Annotated in this window: 13 protein-coding genes; 1 reads left to right on the forward strand and 12 read right to left on the reverse strand. The window is 51.8% G+C overall.

The genetic code is table 11. The features are described from left to right. Positions 1-55 precede the first annotated feature (55 nt). From AAC01S_RS10505 to AAC01S_RS10560, 12 genes are all read right to left on the reverse strand, one after another. Positions 56-1,750, reverse strand: a complete 1,695-nt coding sequence (locus tag AAC01S_RS10505; protein WP_067621733.1) for a glycoside hydrolase family 13 protein — start codon at positions 1,748-1,750, stop codon at positions 56-58. Between the two features lie 57 nt (positions 1,751-1,807). Further along, positions 1,808-2,860 carry a Gfo/Idh/MocA family protein gene (locus tag AAC01S_RS10510; protein WP_067621735.1) on the reverse strand — a complete coding sequence of 351 codons (1,053 nt, stop codon included), beginning with the start codon at positions 2,858-2,860 and terminating at the stop codon, positions 1,808-1,810. 12 nt (positions 2,861-2,872) lie between these two features. Next, positions 2,873-4,537 carry a glycoside hydrolase family 66 protein gene (locus AAC01S_RS10515; protein WP_067621736.1) on the reverse strand — a complete coding sequence of 555 codons (1,665 nt, stop codon included), beginning with the start codon at positions 4,535-4,537 and terminating at the stop codon, positions 2,873-2,875. A gap of 10 nt (positions 4,538-4,547) precedes the next feature. After that, positions 4,548-5,375, reverse strand: coding sequence for a carbohydrate ABC transporter permease (locus tag AAC01S_RS10520; RefSeq protein ID WP_067621739.1), 828 nt, complete (start codon positions 5,373-5,375; stop codon positions 4,548-4,550). A 5-nt stretch (positions 5,376-5,380) separates the two neighbouring features. Then, a complete protein-coding gene (locus AAC01S_RS10525) occupies positions 5,381-6,322 on the reverse strand; it encodes a carbohydrate ABC transporter permease (protein WP_067621741.1) in 942 nt (313 codons plus the stop codon). A gap of 18 nt (positions 6,323-6,340) precedes the next feature. Next, positions 6,341-7,504: an ROK family transcriptional regulator gene (locus AAC01S_RS10530; RefSeq protein ID WP_169794032.1), complete on the reverse strand. Its 1,164-nt coding sequence runs from the start codon at positions 7,502-7,504 to the stop codon at positions 6,341-6,343. A 129-nt stretch (positions 7,505-7,633) separates the two neighbouring features. Further along, the gene (locus AAC01S_RS10535; protein WP_067621744.1) at positions 7,634-8,938 is read right to left on the reverse strand and encodes an extracellular solute-binding protein; all 1,305 of its coding nucleotides are present in this window, start codon (positions 8,936-8,938) and stop codon (positions 7,634-7,636) included. A gap of 882 nt (positions 8,939-9,820) precedes the next feature. Beyond that, complete coding sequence (locus tag AAC01S_RS10540; RefSeq protein ID WP_157071133.1) at positions 9,821-10,837, reverse strand: Gfo/Idh/MocA family protein; 1,017 nt, start codon at positions 10,835-10,837, stop codon at positions 9,821-9,823. A gap of 35 nt (positions 10,838-10,872) precedes the next feature. Continuing rightward, positions 10,873-11,778 (reverse strand): sugar phosphate isomerase/epimerase family protein, encoded by a 906-nt coding sequence (locus AAC01S_RS10545; RefSeq protein WP_067621748.1) that lies wholly within the window; start codon positions 11,776-11,778, stop codon positions 10,873-10,875. A gap of 92 nt (positions 11,779-11,870) precedes the next feature. Then, a complete protein-coding gene (locus AAC01S_RS10550; protein ID WP_067621750.1) occupies positions 11,871-12,713 on the reverse strand; it encodes a carbohydrate ABC transporter permease in 843 nt (280 codons plus the stop codon). Continuing rightward, on the reverse strand, positions 12,713-13,657 hold the full coding sequence (locus AAC01S_RS10555) for a carbohydrate ABC transporter permease (RefSeq protein WP_067621752.1): 945 nt from the start codon (positions 13,655-13,657) through the stop codon (positions 12,713-12,715). The genes AAC01S_RS10550 and AAC01S_RS10555 overlap by 1 nt, the downstream gene beginning before the upstream one ends. Positions 13,658-13,713: 56 nt before the next feature. Continuing rightward, complete coding sequence (locus AAC01S_RS10560; RefSeq protein WP_067621754.1) at positions 13,714-15,081, reverse strand: ABC transporter substrate-binding protein; 1,368 nt, start codon at positions 15,079-15,081, stop codon at positions 13,714-13,716. Between the two features lie 225 nt (positions 15,082-15,306). On the opposite strand from AAC01S_RS10560, the gene AAC01S_RS10565 reads away from it, so the two are divergent. Beyond that, positions 15,307-16,224, forward strand: a complete 918-nt coding sequence (locus AAC01S_RS10565; RefSeq protein WP_067621756.1) for an AraC family transcriptional regulator — start codon at positions 15,307-15,309, stop codon at positions 16,222-16,224. Positions 16,225-16,435: the final 211 nt, after the last annotated feature.

The following is a 16,435-nucleotide window of genomic DNA, read 5'->3' on the forward strand; positions in this document are numbered from 1 at the left end:
CGCTCACGTTTGGTTCACCCTTTGGTAAGCGGCAAGATGGTTCATCTGTTTTTATTCAAACATCCACGCGTCCGCTGGCGGGTGACGCGATAAACACGCGGGCTTCGTACGGACGCAACGACAACCGTGTCGGAAGATTTGCGTCGCCGACTTCGTAATTGGACAGAACCAGCTCAAAACCCTTTGGGCAAAGATGCTCCGGACATAGAAAGACTTGCTGCTCGTCCGTGAAATTTAACACAGTCAGCAGCGCGGCGTTTCCCAATTCGCGGACAAACGCATAGATTTTCTCGTCCGCCGGATAGAGCAAATCGTAATTGCCGTACACCATCACCGGATGCCGCTTGCGCAACTGAATCAGCCTGCGGTAATAGTGCAAGACGGAATCGGGATCGGCCAATTGTTGCTCAACGTTGATCTCGCGATAGTTTTCATTCACCTGCAACCACGGCAGTCCGTCGGAAAATCCGGCATTGTGCGCGGAGCTCCATTGCATGGGAGTGCGCGAATTGTCCCGCCCCTTCGCGTGGATGCTCTTCACGATCTCGTCCACTGACCGCTCGCCTTTCGCCACCTGCTCGTTGTACCAGTTGATAGTCTCGATATCCCGATACTGATCGATCGAATCAAAGTGGACGTTGGTCATCCCTATCTCTTCACCTTGGTACACGAACGGCGTGCCTTGCAATGTATGCAACAAAGTGGCCAGCATCTTGGCCGATTCGATTCGGTACCTACCGTCATTTCCAAAGCGCGATACGAGTCGCGGTTGATCGTGATTGTTGAGGTAAAGACTGTTCCAGCCACTGCCCGCCAGAGCAGTCTGCCAGCGACTGAAAATCCGCTTGAATTCGCTGAGTTTCCAGGACTTTAAGTCCCATTTTCCACCTGGGCCAGCGTCGATATCCATCATTTCGAACTGGAAGACCATGTTCAATTCCGCTCTATCGAATCCCACATACTCCAGGGCTTGTTCCGGTGTGACAGAGAGTGTTTCTCCCACAGTCATCACATCGTAGCGCGACAGCACTTCCGTATGCATCTCTTTCAGATATTCGTGAACGCGCGGGCCATTGAGAAAAAATGCACCTCCCCATGCCAAGCCGCCCTCTCCCGGTGCGTCTGGAAGACCGGGAACCTTGGAAATACAATTGATGACGTCCATCCGAAAGCCGTCGACGCCCTTGTCCAGCCACCACCGCATCATGTCGTAAATCTCCGACCTGACCTTCGGATTCTCCCAGTTCAGATCCGGCTGTTTGCGCGAGAAGAGATGCAGATAGTACTGGCCTGTCCGTCCGTCCAGCTCCCAGGCGGAGCCGCCAAAGAACGACGCCCAGTTGTTGGGTCGATCTCGCCAAATATAATAGTCGCGATAGGGATTGTCCCGGGACGCCCGCGATTGGACGAACCACTCGTGCTCGTCGGAAGTATGGTTGACAACGAGGTCCATGACCAGTTTCATGCCGCGCTCGTGGATGCCCACGAGCATTTGTTCAAAGTCGTCCATCGTTCCGAACTCGTCCATAATCGCGCGGTAATCGCTGATATCATACCCCATATCGTCGTTCGGAGACTTGTAAATCGGGCAAAGCCAAATCACGTCGACGCCGAGCCATCGCAAGTAATCGAGTTTACCGATGATCCCTTTCAGATCTCCGATTCCATCACCGTTTCCATCCATGAAACTTCGTGGGTAGATTTGATAGACTACCGCTTCTTTCCACCACGCGTTATGTTCCGTCTCCATACCGTACCGACCTCCCTCACTCGTTTCTCTGTTTCGCCGCATCAGCCGCATCATGGGTCAGTCGATCTCGATCCATTTCCCGCATTCAAAGGATTCCTCGATGGCATCCAAGGCTTTTTGGTTGAAGACGCCGTCGTCAAGCGTCGCGTTTAGGCCGTCATCAACCCCGCGAACCAAGTCAAAGAAGCTTTGCATCTGGTCCTGATGGAATCGAGCCGGTATCGGCACCTCCACGAACTGGTGGCTCTGCTCGTACACCGAACCGATACAAACCTCAAGAGAATCGTCGGCTTCAAGCGAATAGACGAGAGCCCCCTTGTCCCCATAAATCTCAAGTCGTTGGTAGTTGCCGCGTCCATACGCAAATCGAGAAATGCTGAACACACCAGAAATATCCGATTCAATGGTGGCGAGGAAATGCACATAGTCATCGACATCCACCGTGGATTGCGTATCACTCCCTGGATTGCGACGGGCACCGACCAATATGCCAGCATTCCCCGTGACCCGTTTGATGTCGCCGACGATGAATCTGGTCAAATCGATCACGTGGGAACCGAGATCGCCCAGCGCGCCGGAACCGGACATAGCTTTGGAAAATCTCCACGACATAGGAACATCAGGCTTGGCCCACGATTGCAGATATTGCCCATAGACGTGGTAAATCCGGCCCAACTGCCCCTCCTGGACGAGCGAACGAGCGTATCGAACGGCTGGCTTGTAGCGGTAGGAAAAGCCGATCATGTTCGGCACATTCGCCGTCCTGCAGGCGTCACGAAGTTGTTCAGCCTCCTTGGCGTTGAGCGCAATTGGCTTCTCCAAACAAAATGGTTTTTTCTGCCGGACAGCCTCCATCGCAATCGGAAAATGAAGCATGTTAGGTGTACAAATCGATACCGCGTCGACGAAGTCCGCACCAATGAGCTCGGCGAATTCAGAAAACCGCCGTTGCGCGGGGATTCCGTACTTATCCCCTGTCGCCTGCAGCAACTGGGCGTTGGTGTCGCAGATCGCAACCAACTCGGCGTCAACACTGCGAAGAATTCCTTGGATATGGACGTTGGAAATGCCTCCGAGTCCAACGACACCCATGCGTATCTTGGCTTTCATCGTTCGCACTCCTCACTGACCGTCATAGGGGATAAAAATCATCGACCAAACGTCGAACGAAGGAACAGCCACGCGAATCGCTTCACCCCGCACGTGCTGTGTCCAGCTCCAATCCGCTTTTGTCCAGACACCATCTTCGGACCGCTGCACCCATGCGTCCTCGACCTGGTGATTCCATTCGATGGACACATCGAGCGGCGGCACCGCCGTAAACGGTTCGTCGTGAATCGCGTTCCACTCGTCATGATGGGTCCAGAGCAGATTCACCAAATGGATGACCAGTCCGCGGGCTGTCGTCGTGACACGGACCCAAACTGCGCCCGATTCTGGTTCAACGGATATCGGGGCTCCGTCGACGAGAACGTGATCGTTGATCCCGCCGACGAAACTCCAGGTCACATCAACCACATCGGCTCCCGAGAGCAAATCGGCGTCTGCCGTGACGATGTCGTACATACGTCGCAGCGGTTCCACAAGGTGCGGCACCATCGGCACATAATCTGGGTAGTAGGGTTCCGTGAGCATTCCCTCGGACTCGCCCAGCACCAGATGGTAGCCCCCGCTCGCGCAGATCACTGCCGTAACCAACAAGGCGCTGCGAGCGACCGCGACGGGATCGGCGTCCCGTTTTTCCCGAAACGGCTTGAGGTACGCAGCCAAAATGATCTGCTTTTCTCCACCCGACGCACTGCGGGCTCGCTCGATAATTTCGAGCAGATGACGGTAACGAACCATCGGCGGCCAAACTTCAATATATATGACGTCTTGGGCCGCCTTCCCAACCGAGTGAATGGGATAACTCGATACAGCGTTGAAAATCAGCCCAGGTTCGTCTCCGAGCTTCGCCCGACACGCATTAATAAAGGAAGGATACGCTTCGTCCATCCATACGGTCGATCCGTCGAATCGCCGAGCGGATTTGGGGTAGCCGTACTGGTCCAGGTGCAACCCATCGAAACCAAACTCGATCACGCGCGAAAACTCTTCTAAAATGTGCTCTCTCCACGTGGACCCGGTTGAAATGTCCATCAAGAAAAAGCGATCAATCAGCGAATACTGTACACCTTGGTTATCATACAGACCTTCCTCGGGATGCGTACGAGCGTAGTCGACCAGCGAAGCATACACCGCAGCATAGCCGATAGAAGTCGTCCCAATGTCCCTCATTGCCGCGATCCGGGACAAAATACCTTCTGTTGCGACTTTTCGTCCCATTGGATCGACAAACTCTGGCGTTTTCGGCACGAGCGCGTCGTGCCGTTCCATCCAATCGTAAAACTGAACGACATTCAGGTGAAATTTCAGGAAGAAGTTCTGGATGACCTGATAGGAGCCCCTCGGCCCATAGTCGCTCAAGAAGCTGTAACGAGGCGTTTCACGCCAGTGTTTCCGTACATCAAACGCGGTTTTCGCCACCCGCATGCGCTCCGTATGGAGTGTGGCGACCACTCTGTAGCCGCCGTCGTCGAAGTTCCCCAATGAGACAACCATGCGGTGTTCCCGGATTTGGCCAACCGTCCTGGACACGGCTTGAACCATTCGCTGCCGCTGGTACACTTCGATCTCGACGGACGCTTCATCCGTGCAACCCGTCATCTCGACGTTCAGATGTACTTCCTGACCCGACCCGAACTGTGACTGGGTCGGATAGATATCAAATAGATTAGCCGGTTCCATGGTTCGACAGTCACCCCTTGACAGCGCCCGCCATCAGACCTTTGACGATGTGCCGCTGGAATACGATAAATATCGCGATAATCGGAACAATCTGAATCACTGAGGCTGCAAACACCATACCCCAAGCGCTGCTGTGTTGACCCTGGAACAGCTGCAGGGCAATCGGCAGGGTCCACTTGTTTGGGTCGTTGATAAACGTCAACGCCATCGTGTAGTCGTCCCAACCGCCCATGAAGTTGAATAAGACAGCCGTGACGAGAGATGGCATAGCCATGGGCATCATGACGCGCCAAAACAGTGTCCACTTGCCACCGCCGTCAATCATCACCGCATCCTCCAACTCCACTGGAATGTCGTCGAAGAACCCCTTCATCAAAAATGTGGTGAATGGGATCATTCCGGCCGTATAGACGAGGATCAGCCCGTTCAGGCTGTTGAGCAAATGTAGGTGTTCCATCTCTTTAAACTGTGGAAGTATGAACGTCATGCTGGGCACCATCATGGACCCGAGAAAGATTCGGTAAATCAGCTTTCGTCCGAAAAAATTGTAACGCGAAACGACGAACGCGGCCCCGCAGGCAATGATGGTGCCCAGCACCGTCGAGATGATGGACACCCAGATGCTGTGCAGGAAATAGAGCTGGAAATCATTCGACTGCCAGGCCTCGACGTAATTGCTGAACGTAAAATTGGTTGGCAACAACTGCGGCGGGTATTTCAGCGTCGCATTGTTCGGGGAAAACGAAAGCACGACCATGAAATAAAATGGAAACACCATCACCAGAGCGAACAGTCCAACGACGATGAAGCGAGTCTTGTTGCCTCCGGAATTAATCACGACGTTTAGGCCTCCTTCGCGCCGCGCGGTTTAAAGATCAGGAACTGAATCACCGTGAGAACGATAATGATGCCGGTGATAATCCAAGAGAACGCGCCCGCGTAGCCAAAGTTGAGGTTGGTGAACGCCTGTTGGTACATCCACACGAGAGGAACCTGAGTCTCGTTCGCCGGCGCCCCTCCGGTCAAAATGAATACTGATATGAACACCTGGAACGAGCCCATTACCAGCATAACCGTGACGAAGAAGAACGATCCGCGGATCATCGGCAGCGTGATCGACCACAAACGCTGCCATTTTCCAGCACCGTCGATAGCGGCCGATTCGTACAGTTCGTCCGGCACACCCTGCAAACCCGCGAGGAATATCATCATCGCCCAGCCGATGCCTTTCCATCCACCCAAAATGGCTGCGGCGGTCAGCGCCGAATAGCGATCGGCCAACCAAGGGATGGCCGTGTGAGTAATATGAAGGGACTCCAACACCCAATTGATAATTCCGTAATCCGTATTGAACAGATACTCGAACAGAAGTGTGACGACAACCCAGGAAGTGATAACCGGAATGTAATACATCAGACGAAACACCGCACGCCCCCGCATGGGTCTGTCGAGGCCAATTGCCACAAGCAGCCCCAGAACGACCTGAATTGGCACCGAGACCACCATGTAGAACAAGGCGTTGACGAGCGACGTTCCGACAACGGGATCGTGCAGGACCTGACTGTAGTTTTGCAGCCCAACAAACTGGGACGAACCGTAGACCGGCCAATTTGTAAAACTCTTGATAAACGAATAGAGAATTGGATAGACGGAGAAGACAACAAAGAAAGCGATGGCAGGCAACAGGAACAGGTAGATCCCCGCGTGGTGCAGCAGACTTTTGCGAAGTTTACTGCGCTTTGTGGAGGCGACGGAAGCCTTTCCGAGAACATCTGCCTTGATCATTTTCCCACCCCCATACATTCAACTTGCAAACGGAACTTTAAAGAATTCCTCCACGACAAGGGCAGCCGCGCCTTGCAGCCAGACATCTTCACTGCCGTCATCCACGACGATTTCGACGTGATCGGCCAGATGCGGAAACGAATACTTGTACGCGATCTCGCGCGTCGTCTCGATGAAGAAATTCGCAGCGACTGCACCCTCGCCGCCAATCACGATTTTGTCCGGATCGAACAGATTAATCAGATTCGCCACGCCACATCCCAAGTTTCTGCCCAATTCACGGTAGATGTCCCGCACGCCTTCGTCACCCGACTCTGCCGCAAAGAGCAACGAAGTGGGAGACAGATCTTTATCCTCGCTCATCATCTGCAGGATCGAAGACTGTCCAGACGAGACCAGTTCCCGCGCACGGGCAAGCAGAAATTGATCTGACGCCAATACTTCCAGACAGCCCTGGCGTCCGCAGGAGCAGAGCGGTCCATGCTGATCAATCGACATGTGACCAAACTCTCCGGCACCGCCGCGGCTCCCTCGATACAATGACCTGTCCAAAATGATCCCCGCGCCAACACCTGGGCCCGTGGTGATGCAGATCATGTTTTTGATCGACATATTCGGTTCGTGCAACAGCATCCCGTACGCGAACGCATTGACATCATTTTCGACCATGACGTCCAGCTTGCTCGATTGGCCCAAGATCTGCTTGATGGGAATGTGCTCCCATTTCAAAATTGGACTGTAGACACAGGTGCCGCTTTCTGCATCGATCAGTCCCGATGTGCTGACACCAATGCCTAGCACATCTCGCCTCGGAATGCGGTGTTTCTTGCGCAAGCGTTCAATCACCGCTGTCGTCTCTGACAACACGACGTCCGGCGAAGCCGTTGGCGGGAAACTAAGTTCTTCGACATCGACCGGGCGGATACGCAGATCGAACAAAGCGACCCAAACGTTACCCGGACCAATTTTGACGCCAAAGGTGTAACGCGCGGATTCGTTAATATCCAATAAGCTGGGACGACGTCCTCCACTGGAGTCACCTTCGCCGACATCTCGAATCAGTCGGTTTTCCAACAGCTCCCCTACGATATTGGAAATCGTCGACAAACCGAGTCCTGTTTGCTCCGCCAGGTCAGGTCGTGATATGGGGCCGTTGACACGAATAAGTTGAAGAACATGCATGTTATTGATCTCTCGCATCAATTTGCGATCTGCCTTCGCAATTCCCATAGACAACAACCCTTCCATCCAATCTAAAGAGGGGGGCCGAAACCTTTCGGAAACCGCCCCATCAGTCCCGCGCTGTGGAGCTTATTCTGCCAGAAGTTCGTTCGTTTCTTTCGTAGCATTGTCCAGTGCTTGTTTCACGGTCTCTTTGCCCTGAATCGCCTTCGTGACTTCGGTTTCAATGTCCTGCTCAATTTGAGTGAACTGCGGCACGGACGGACGAGCCTTCGCCGTCGCCAACTGCTTTCGGAAGATGTTGAAATAATCTAGACCTTTCAACAAATTCGACTGCGGTAACGTCTTCAGGACGGACATTTGCCCAACCGCCTGCATCTGGGTCTGTGCTTCTGTCGACAGCATGAACTGTTCAAATTCCCAGGCAGCCTTTTCATGCGCAGGGTCCGTATTGAAGATGCCAATATCCTCGCCGCCTACAACTTGCACAGATCCAGCTGGTCCGGCTGGCCACAGGCTCATGTTGTATTTCACCTTCGGATAAGTCTGGGCCATCGAAGGAACATCCCACGGTCCTTCGTCGATAAACGCGTACTCACCCTTGGCCAGGCCGTCCATATCACCTGTCGCTCCTGGCAGTACGCCGGTAATGTCGCCCGCCTTATAAAGGCTCACCAGCGTGTTGATGGCCTGATACGTCTTTGGCCCATTCAGATAACCAGTCGCCGTTTTCATATTGGGACTGAGCACCGAACCGCCGTAGGAATCGATCCACGGCACCAGATTCCATAAGCTGTCTCCCCCGATGTCATAACCGTAGACGCGATTTTTCCCTGTCCCGCCAGACACCTTCTTGATGTCCGCGATGAACTGCGCCATGGTAGCAGGCGGCTTCTGAATGCCATGGGCCTTCAGCACCGCAGGATTGGAGAATAGCACTTTCGTATTCGTGTCAAGCGGCAAACCATAATATTGGCCATTGTAATAATTCGTCGATAGAGAACCCGGAAACACTTTCTTGCTGAGCGCCGTCCACCCAGACAACTTCTGCTGCGGCACCAAGACACCCAATTTGGCCAACTGAGGCATCCAGATGATATCGAGACGCGCCACGTCCGGCAATTGGTTGCCCGCAGCGGACGTCAACAGCTTCTGCTGCATGTTGCTGTAGGGCAGTGTGACGTTTTGCACAGTGATTCCAGGATGCGTCTTTTCAAACTCCGGAATGATTTTGTTGACAATGGTCTTTTCCTCACTATCCGTTTCGGAATACGCGTTCCAAAATGTGATAGTGATAGGAGCGACACTCGCATTGCCCGTCGAAGCGGTCGAAGTATTCGTCTCCGATCCCGATTGGGCAATCCCGCAACCAGCGAGCCCTCCTCCAATGGCTACCAGTGCTCCTGCCACGCCGATCAATCGACTTCTTTTCACGCCAAATCCCCCCAATTTGTTTTGCGTTGTAGCACACATCCAAGCAGCTCAACTAAACCATGTTTTTATGTTTCGAAACTTTACTACATTCATCGAATAAAGTAAAGCGTTTTCATAGATGCCGATAAAGTGTGTGAAATAGGACTATAATCCTTATGTATCAGCAATTTAGGGATTAGCTTCCAAGCTTTCAAAAAACCCAACTAAAAATCTATTTTCCATCTTTATTTCTTCAGTGAATATTGTTTATGGTGAATCAGAGCCGATTCTGGGTGTTCTGTATTCCGCCTTGGACATCGTTGATTCGAAACCAAAGCGGCGTGGGTTGGAATTCAGAAACAGGCTGACTCGGGGGTTGATAGCAGGGGTGTCGGTAAAATACTTGAGCGTTTCGAAGAACGCGAACATACGAATCGATTTGCATTAAACAGAGCGATTGACCGGTATAGCCATCGGTCCAATCGACTCACATCGAATTCCCGTACGGTTGTGTCGTTTGCTGCGCTTCGCCCCGAATGGGGATGGCGATAACGATGGCTATCGCTAAGTCCAAGCAGCACAGTCGAAATAAGCGGCCCGCAACCGTCGCCCGTCACCGGGATCAGACTACCCTACCATCGCGATCACGCCGCAGATCCCAGGATCACTGGCGAAATAAGCGGCGCACGGCCGCTTAAGTGTGTCGAATTATCTCATTCGGCCAAAATAAGCGGCCGTGGACCGCTTAAAGGGACTCGCGCCCCGCCGCTTCGGCGCCGCGATCGACAAATAAGCCGCCCAGGGTCGCCTATTTGCCGACCATCCGACCCTTTCCCGCAAATAACCGGCCCACGGCCGCTTATCTGCTCCACGGCTCCTCCGCCCGCCGCGCTTGCAACTTTGTTAAAGCAACACCTTTTTGCCTGAACTTGCACTCTCAATCGCGCCAAACACCATCGCCACACTCTTGATGTTGTCGGTGCAATCCGTTTCCGCCGGTCGGTCCTCGTCGACGGATTTGAACATCTCATCCAGGCAGCCCCAATGTCCCTCTCGCCCTATCCAGTCAACGGGTATCTCAACCGTCTTCGTGCGGCTGATAAATCCTCCCGGTTGGGCTTCGTCAACGATCTCGCACACTGGATCGTCTTTGCCGTTCCAGAGGAGCGTGCCGCGCTGACCAATTGCTCTCCATTCGGATTCCCAAGACGTGTTGAAGCCTTCCGCACACCATGAACCTCGATAGCAGAAGACCGAACCATCGCTCATCTCAAAGATGCAAACTGCGGATGCGTTGCCCTGATACCAAGATCCAACTGGATTAAACTCGTGACAGTAGACGGAGACCGCGTCGGCGCCCAGAATAAAGCGCGCTTGATCGAAGGTGTGAACGGCCATATCAAGGATCAATGGATGGTCCATCGCATCGCGAAATCCACCAAAGTGAGCGCCAATGAAGAAATCGGCGTAAATGGATCCAACGGGACCAATCACGTTGTTGCGCAAGGTCGTCTGAACTGCGCGTATTTGTTTCAAATACCGTCGATTTTGCATGACGGAGTACCGCTTTCCGGAACGTTCCGCAGCCGACAACATAGCCTCCGCGTCCTCCATCGATTTTCCCATCGGCTTTTCTCCAAACACGTGGCATCCAGCCTGAAGCGCGGTGGTCACAATCTGCCGATGGCTCTCCGGCACCGTAATGTCAAAGACCAGATTGGGAGCCGTTTGGCGAATGGCCTGTTCCAAGTCGGTAAATGTCGGTACGGATAATCCACGTCGTTGCGCCATCGCGTTCGCGCTGTCGATAGCAATGTCGACCAAGCCAACGATCTCGATATCTTCCCGTTGCGCCACATAATCCAGCCAAGTGTTGGACATGCCCCCGCAACCAGCAACCACCACTTTATGTTTGATCACGGTCATCGCTCCTTCATGTTGGTATCGAGCTCATGTCACGACGGATTGGGGACAAAATCACCGCCTCGACACTGCTTCAAATACTTGAGCGCGTGCACTTGCCCTGTCATTTCCAATTCATCGCGATAAACCGGATCATGGAATCCTTCAATATCAATGGATCCTCCGTACCCATGCTGACGCAGAATCGAGATCACGTCCGTCCAATTTGTATCGCCAAAGCCCGGTGTACGATGCCAAACGAACTGTTTCGGCCCGTGGATCCCACACTCCCGAACAATATCCCAAGCAATGGTTGCGTCCTTCCCATGAACATTGAATATTTTTCCTGTCGATAACCATTTGCGCAGTTGAGGAATGGGATCGATCAGGCTGACCATCTGATGGCAAGGCTCCCATTGAAGTCCGATATTGTCCGCTGGAAGCGCATTGAACATCATCTCCCAAGCTGCCGGGTTATGAGCGATATTCCAGTCGCCTTGATACCACGTTCCTCCCATATCGCAGTTTTCGAACGCTAGACGAACGCCTTTGTGTGTCGCCCGTTTCGACAACTCACCAAACACTTCCCGATAGCGAGGGATGGAGTCTTCGATAACCCCAGGCAATCTTCCCGTAAAGCCGGTTACCAGATCTGTACCGAACTCTTCGGCAACGTCGATCAGCCGTTCCCAACTCGCGTAAGTGTCCGAATTTGTCCCTTCACCTGTGAGCGCATTTCCGAAGATAGATAGACTTGAAATCACCACGTCATGTGGTTCAAGGATTTCTCTAACTTGCCTGGCCAACTCTCGCAAATCTGTCGTTCCGGTCGTTTGCCAAAACGTTAAGCTGTACGATTCGAATCCATATGGCGTAATCTGCGGGAGCACCCTCACCGCATCACGACCAGCCACCAAGGTGCCAATCCGAATGTGTTCTGTCTTCTGTACAGTCCCCATCGTCCAACCTCCAATTTCAATGTCATATCCTGGGGTACCCGAAGCGTGAACCCAGCGATTCGTTTGCCCGCGACAGCGCGCCCCGCACGCGGTTAGCCCTTGACGCCAGACAAGCTAATCCCTTCGATAAACGCTCGTTGAGCAAAGAAGAATACAATGAGCATTGGCAGCAAAGTGATTAACGCCCCTGCCATGATCAACTGCCAACTGGAGGTATATTGGCCCATGAACGACTGGAGTCCCAATTGCAGCGTCCACAGCTTTTGATTGTTCAAGTACAACATGGGATTGAAATAATCATTCCACGTTCCCATGAACGTGAACACACCGACCGTCACCAAGGCGGGTTTTGACAGCGGTAGAATGATCTTTCGATAGATGGTGAAGTAATTCGCGCCATCCATGAACGCGGCTTCGTCGTACTCAATCGGGATGGTCATATAGAACTGCCTCAACAAGAAGATAAAAAACGCGTTCCCAAAAAACGAAGGCAGCGTCAGCGGCCAATACGAATTGTACGCGCCAAGTTCTTTCCATCCTATGAATTGTGGTATAAACATCACAATCGATGGAATCATCATCGTCAGTAACACACACGCGAACCAAAAGTTCCGGCCTTTAAACCGGATTCTCGCAAATCCAAACGCGATAAAACTATTGCTGAAAATCGCCCCTATCAAGTTGACCGCAACCAGAAAAATGGTGTTTCGAAAATACAACGCGAACGGCGCGTCCTGAAACGTGTCCACGAAATTTGACCACAGCAAATGTGACGGCCACCATTTCATTGGAACGGAAAAGATTTCGCGTGAACTCATAAAGGCGCTCCGCAACAGCCAATAAAACGGAAACAGCATCATGATGGTGCATATGATCAGCAACGCATAGAGTCCTATCTTGCCACCCAAGTTCTGTCGACGACGAAACTCGACCATCATGCCTCCCCTCCCTCGTAGTAGATCCAACGATTTGAAAATCGAAAAATCAGCCCTACGCAAATGGCGACGATAATGAACAATACCCAGGCCAAGGCGGCGGCGTATCCCATGGCATTGTTGGTGAACGCCTGATTGTACACATTCAGGATGTAAAACAGACTTGCGTTGTTTGGGCCGCCGTCCGTCATGATCTGGCCTTGAGCGAATGTCTGAAGGCTATTGATAAAATCCGTGATAAAGTTGAAGAAAATCATCGGACTGATCATGGGCAGCGTAACATTCCAGAATCTCCGCCACGCACCCCCGCCGTCGACATCGATAGCCTCATAGAGATGTCTCGGCACCCCTTGCAACGCGGCCAAGTAAATCACCATATTGTTTCCTGCTCCCCACATGCTCATGACAATCATGGCTGGGATCACTAACCGAGCATTGTACAGCCAATTCTGGGGAGGAATGTGAAACAAACCAAGGAGCGAGTTCAACAATCCGTATTCCGGATTGTAGATGAACGACCAAATCACGATAGCTGCAATCAAAGGTACGATCGTAGGGATGTAGAACACCGTGCGAAAGAAGCTCTTGAATCGGATCTTGGCATTGAGCAACGTTGCCAAAAACAGCGCCAAAATGTTGGTGAGGATGACACTTGCTATGGCGTAGTAAAAAGTCACGCGCAACGACTGATAAAACAGCGGATCGGACGTAAAAATTTTCTTGTAGTTGCTCAGTCCAGCCCACCGCATAGGAGTAATGATGTCCCAGTGCGTAAAACTGATAATCAGGCCAAACACAACCGGGGCCAACACAAAGACACACATCCCGAAGATGGTTGGGGCAATGAAGACATATCCCCACTTCAAACGCGCCTTTTCTTCATGAGAGATCTTGCGTCGAATCTTCTTTGCCAAAGACCGGTTTAGAACGGCTTTCTCCAACAACGACATCTCTCCTTTCCGTTTGAATGCGACGAAACAGCCCAATGTACGACATGCCCTTACTGATAGGCACCCTGCAGCAACGATTGAAGCTGCGGCGCGGCATGAGTCAGGGCCTTCTGGGCGGTCGTCTTGCCAGTCCATACGCTCCCTAATACTTGATCTAAGGTGTTGGTAATTTCTTGATTGTTCTTGGCCCAGATATAGTACGGAGATTCAGCGATCTTGGGGTTCGTTACGGTTCCTTTGACCACTTGCATGTAATTGCCGCCATGAATGGGATTGTCGGCCCATAATTTCGTGTACTTCGGATCGGTATACCAACTCGTCAACGGAGGAATCCAGACACCCGTCTCATACATGTTTAAAATATTTTTCGGATTCAATAGAAAACTAAGAAGCTCCCAATCTTCCTTTTGGTACTTACTGCTCTTAAAGATGGAAATACCCGCGCTCCACACCACATCCTTCGGCGTTTTGAACATCGGAACCGCCGCATATCCCGGCGTGTATTTGTCTTGATAAAAGGTCCCAACATCGTATTGACCGTCCAGCAGCATCGCCAATTGCCCATTCTCAAGCATCGTGGGACCGGAAGGCATCGTCGACGTCGCGGTGGGCGGCGGTGCGACGTGATCGCTGAGAGCCAGGTCCGCCTGCGCCTGGACGGCTTGAATCGAGGCGGGTTGATTGATCAACAGGTGCTTGCCATCTCTGGAGACCACGCCTCCTCCATTGCTTTGCGAGAGAAACTCCCAAGCTCCAGAATTCACTTCAATTCCATACGTCTTGATTTTCAACGGCTGAAAACCTGGCTCTCCTGGATGTTTGCCATTTTCGTCGACGGTCAATTTCTTGGCGGCCGCAAGTAACTGGTCCCAAGTCCACGGGTGTGCCGGGTCCGCCGACGGAGGTTGAATACCAGCCTGTTGAAATAAAGTTTTGTTGTAGAAGAGCATTTGGATTTCGGGACCAATCGAGACGCCCCAATCATGCCCTTTGTCCTTGAAGATCAGACCAGGAAGAAACCCGTTCCCACTCTTTGTGTAGTTAATTCCTTTCATATTCTCAATGTCTTGGGTCAAATCCGTAAGTTGCCCCTTTTCGCCATACAGCTGAGGGTAATCCATATAGGCGATATCCGGAGCGGAACCGGCAGCGACGAGTGTCGAGAGCTTTGTCTCGTAGTTTGCGTTTTGAACCACATCTGCCTTGACCGTGATGTTTGGATGGAGCTTCTCAAAATTCGAAAATGCCGTTTGCAGCGAAGTCAATTCCTGACCAGACGCCCACGTCATGAAATTGATGGTGATCCGTTTGCCTTGTACATTCCCGCTCTGATTTCCGTTGCCCGTCCCGCAACCTCCCAAAACAAACGCGGCACCAGTACTCACAGAAAGACAGGTCGCCAGAATACGCCTCTTCATAGTTTTCCTCGCCCCCATACCTGTTAGCGCTTTCAGGGGTATTATATGACCCGTCTACTACTTACAATTAGCCATAAATTACTCTGAAATCGACGTATCTTATCATGTTGATGGTTCGTGCCACATACAGGTATGGAAACTAGGCTGATATGGATGGTTGCTTGAGTATAATGACGACATGGAATTCCGTGTAATCGGTCAACGTCCTAGGGAGGATGTGATTTTGTGGAAACCAGGTTGAGAGAGTATACGGAGTTGCGGGACGAGTCGTTTCCTATCAACGTCTTCATGCTTCAGCACAAGAGTGATTCGTTTCAAAACTACATGCACGTTCATTGGCATGAACACCTAGAACTGGTGTATATCATGGCTGGTTCCGCAACCATGCAGATCGACACCACATTCGCGAAGGTATATGCCGGCGATGTCATTTTTGTAAATTCGAAACAGATTCACTCGACGACCAATGAATCGCCTGACACCGTGATTGTGGCGATCGTGTTCAACCAACGCCTTATTTGCAATGGAAACCTCGATCTAACAGAATACCGATATATTCAGCCCATTTTGAATCAAGAATTTAGGCTATCAAATTTCCTGGATCATCGGCACTCGTTGAATCGCGAAGTGGTAGCTTCAATCGAGCGCCTCGCCAATGAATTTTTTCTAGAGCCTCTCGCTTATGAGTTGTCGGTAAAATCAGAGTTGTTTCGCATCCTCTCCAATGTCGTTCGATATTCGTTTCAAGACACGCGAAGTGCCGGATTCGCGCAACGTCGCACATACACTATCCATCCACTAGATGGGATTTTGCAGTATCTACAGGACCACTTGGACCAAAAAATCACAGTTCCAAGTCTAGCCAACCAGTACAATGTTAGTGCAAGTCACTTCTGCCGTCTTTTTAAAAAACTCACAGGGAATACCTTAGTCCAATATGTAAACCGAATCCGTATCCAGCAATCGGAACGGCTGTTGAGGGAGACCGACATGCCTGTCGCCGATATCGGAGAAAAAGTTGGCTTCAGCAATATCACGCACTTCGAGCGGGTCTTCCGAAAAATACACAAGACGTCCCCGTCCAAATATCGATCCAACCTGAGAAATCGCATTTCTGAGCATTCTCCATCCCTGTCCTTTTGACACCTTCCGCTCATTCCATTTCTTGCACACGATTCTTTGCTATGGCGGAACGATGAGACACAGACGCACGATCTCGAATGAATCGCGCTGTCGAGAAATCTTTACAACACCTTTGAGGGTTATGCAAAGTGGCAAACGTGGGTATTATCGTGGGAATCTTACGAAAGGAATCGTTCTCGAACAACCTGGCACTGTATGCGGGCAGCTCGGG

Source organism: Alicyclobacillus acidiphilus NBRC 100859 (genome assembly GCF_001544355.1).
Taxonomy (GTDB): domain Bacteria; phylum Bacillota; class Bacilli; order Alicyclobacillales; family Alicyclobacillaceae; genus Alicyclobacillus; species Alicyclobacillus acidiphilus.

Bases quoted from the DNA above. Each gene is read 5' to 3' on its own strand.
- AAC01S_RS10505 (WP_067621733.1), bottom strand. From the start codon at position 1,750: ATGGAGACGGAACATAACGCGTGGTGGAAAGAAGCGGTAGTCTATCAA.
- AAC01S_RS10510 (WP_067621735.1), bottom strand. From the start codon at position 2,860: ATGAAAGCCAAGATACGCATGGGTGTCGTTGGACTCGGAGGCATTTCC.
- AAC01S_RS10515 (WP_067621736.1), bottom strand. From the start codon at position 4,537: ATGGAACCGGCTAATCTATTTGATATCTATCCGACCCAGTCACAGTTC.
- AAC01S_RS10525 (WP_067621741.1), bottom strand. From the start codon at position 6,322: ATGATCAAGGCAGATGTTCTCGGAAAGGCTTCCGTCGCCTCCACAAAG.
- AAC01S_RS10530 (WP_169794032.1), bottom strand. From the start codon at position 7,504: ATGCATGTTCTTCAACTTATTCGTGTCAACGGCCCCATATCACGACCT.
- AAC01S_RS10545 (WP_067621748.1), bottom strand. From the start codon at position 11,778: ATGGGGACTGTACAGAAGACAGAACACATTCGGATTGGCACCTTGGTG.
- AAC01S_RS10550 (WP_067621750.1), bottom strand. From the start codon at position 12,713: ATGGTCGAGTTTCGTCGTCGACAGAACTTGGGTGGCAAGATAGGACTC.
- AAC01S_RS10560 (WP_067621754.1), bottom strand. From the start codon at position 15,081: ATGAAGAGGCGTATTCTGGCGACCTGTCTTTCTGTGAGTACTGGTGCC.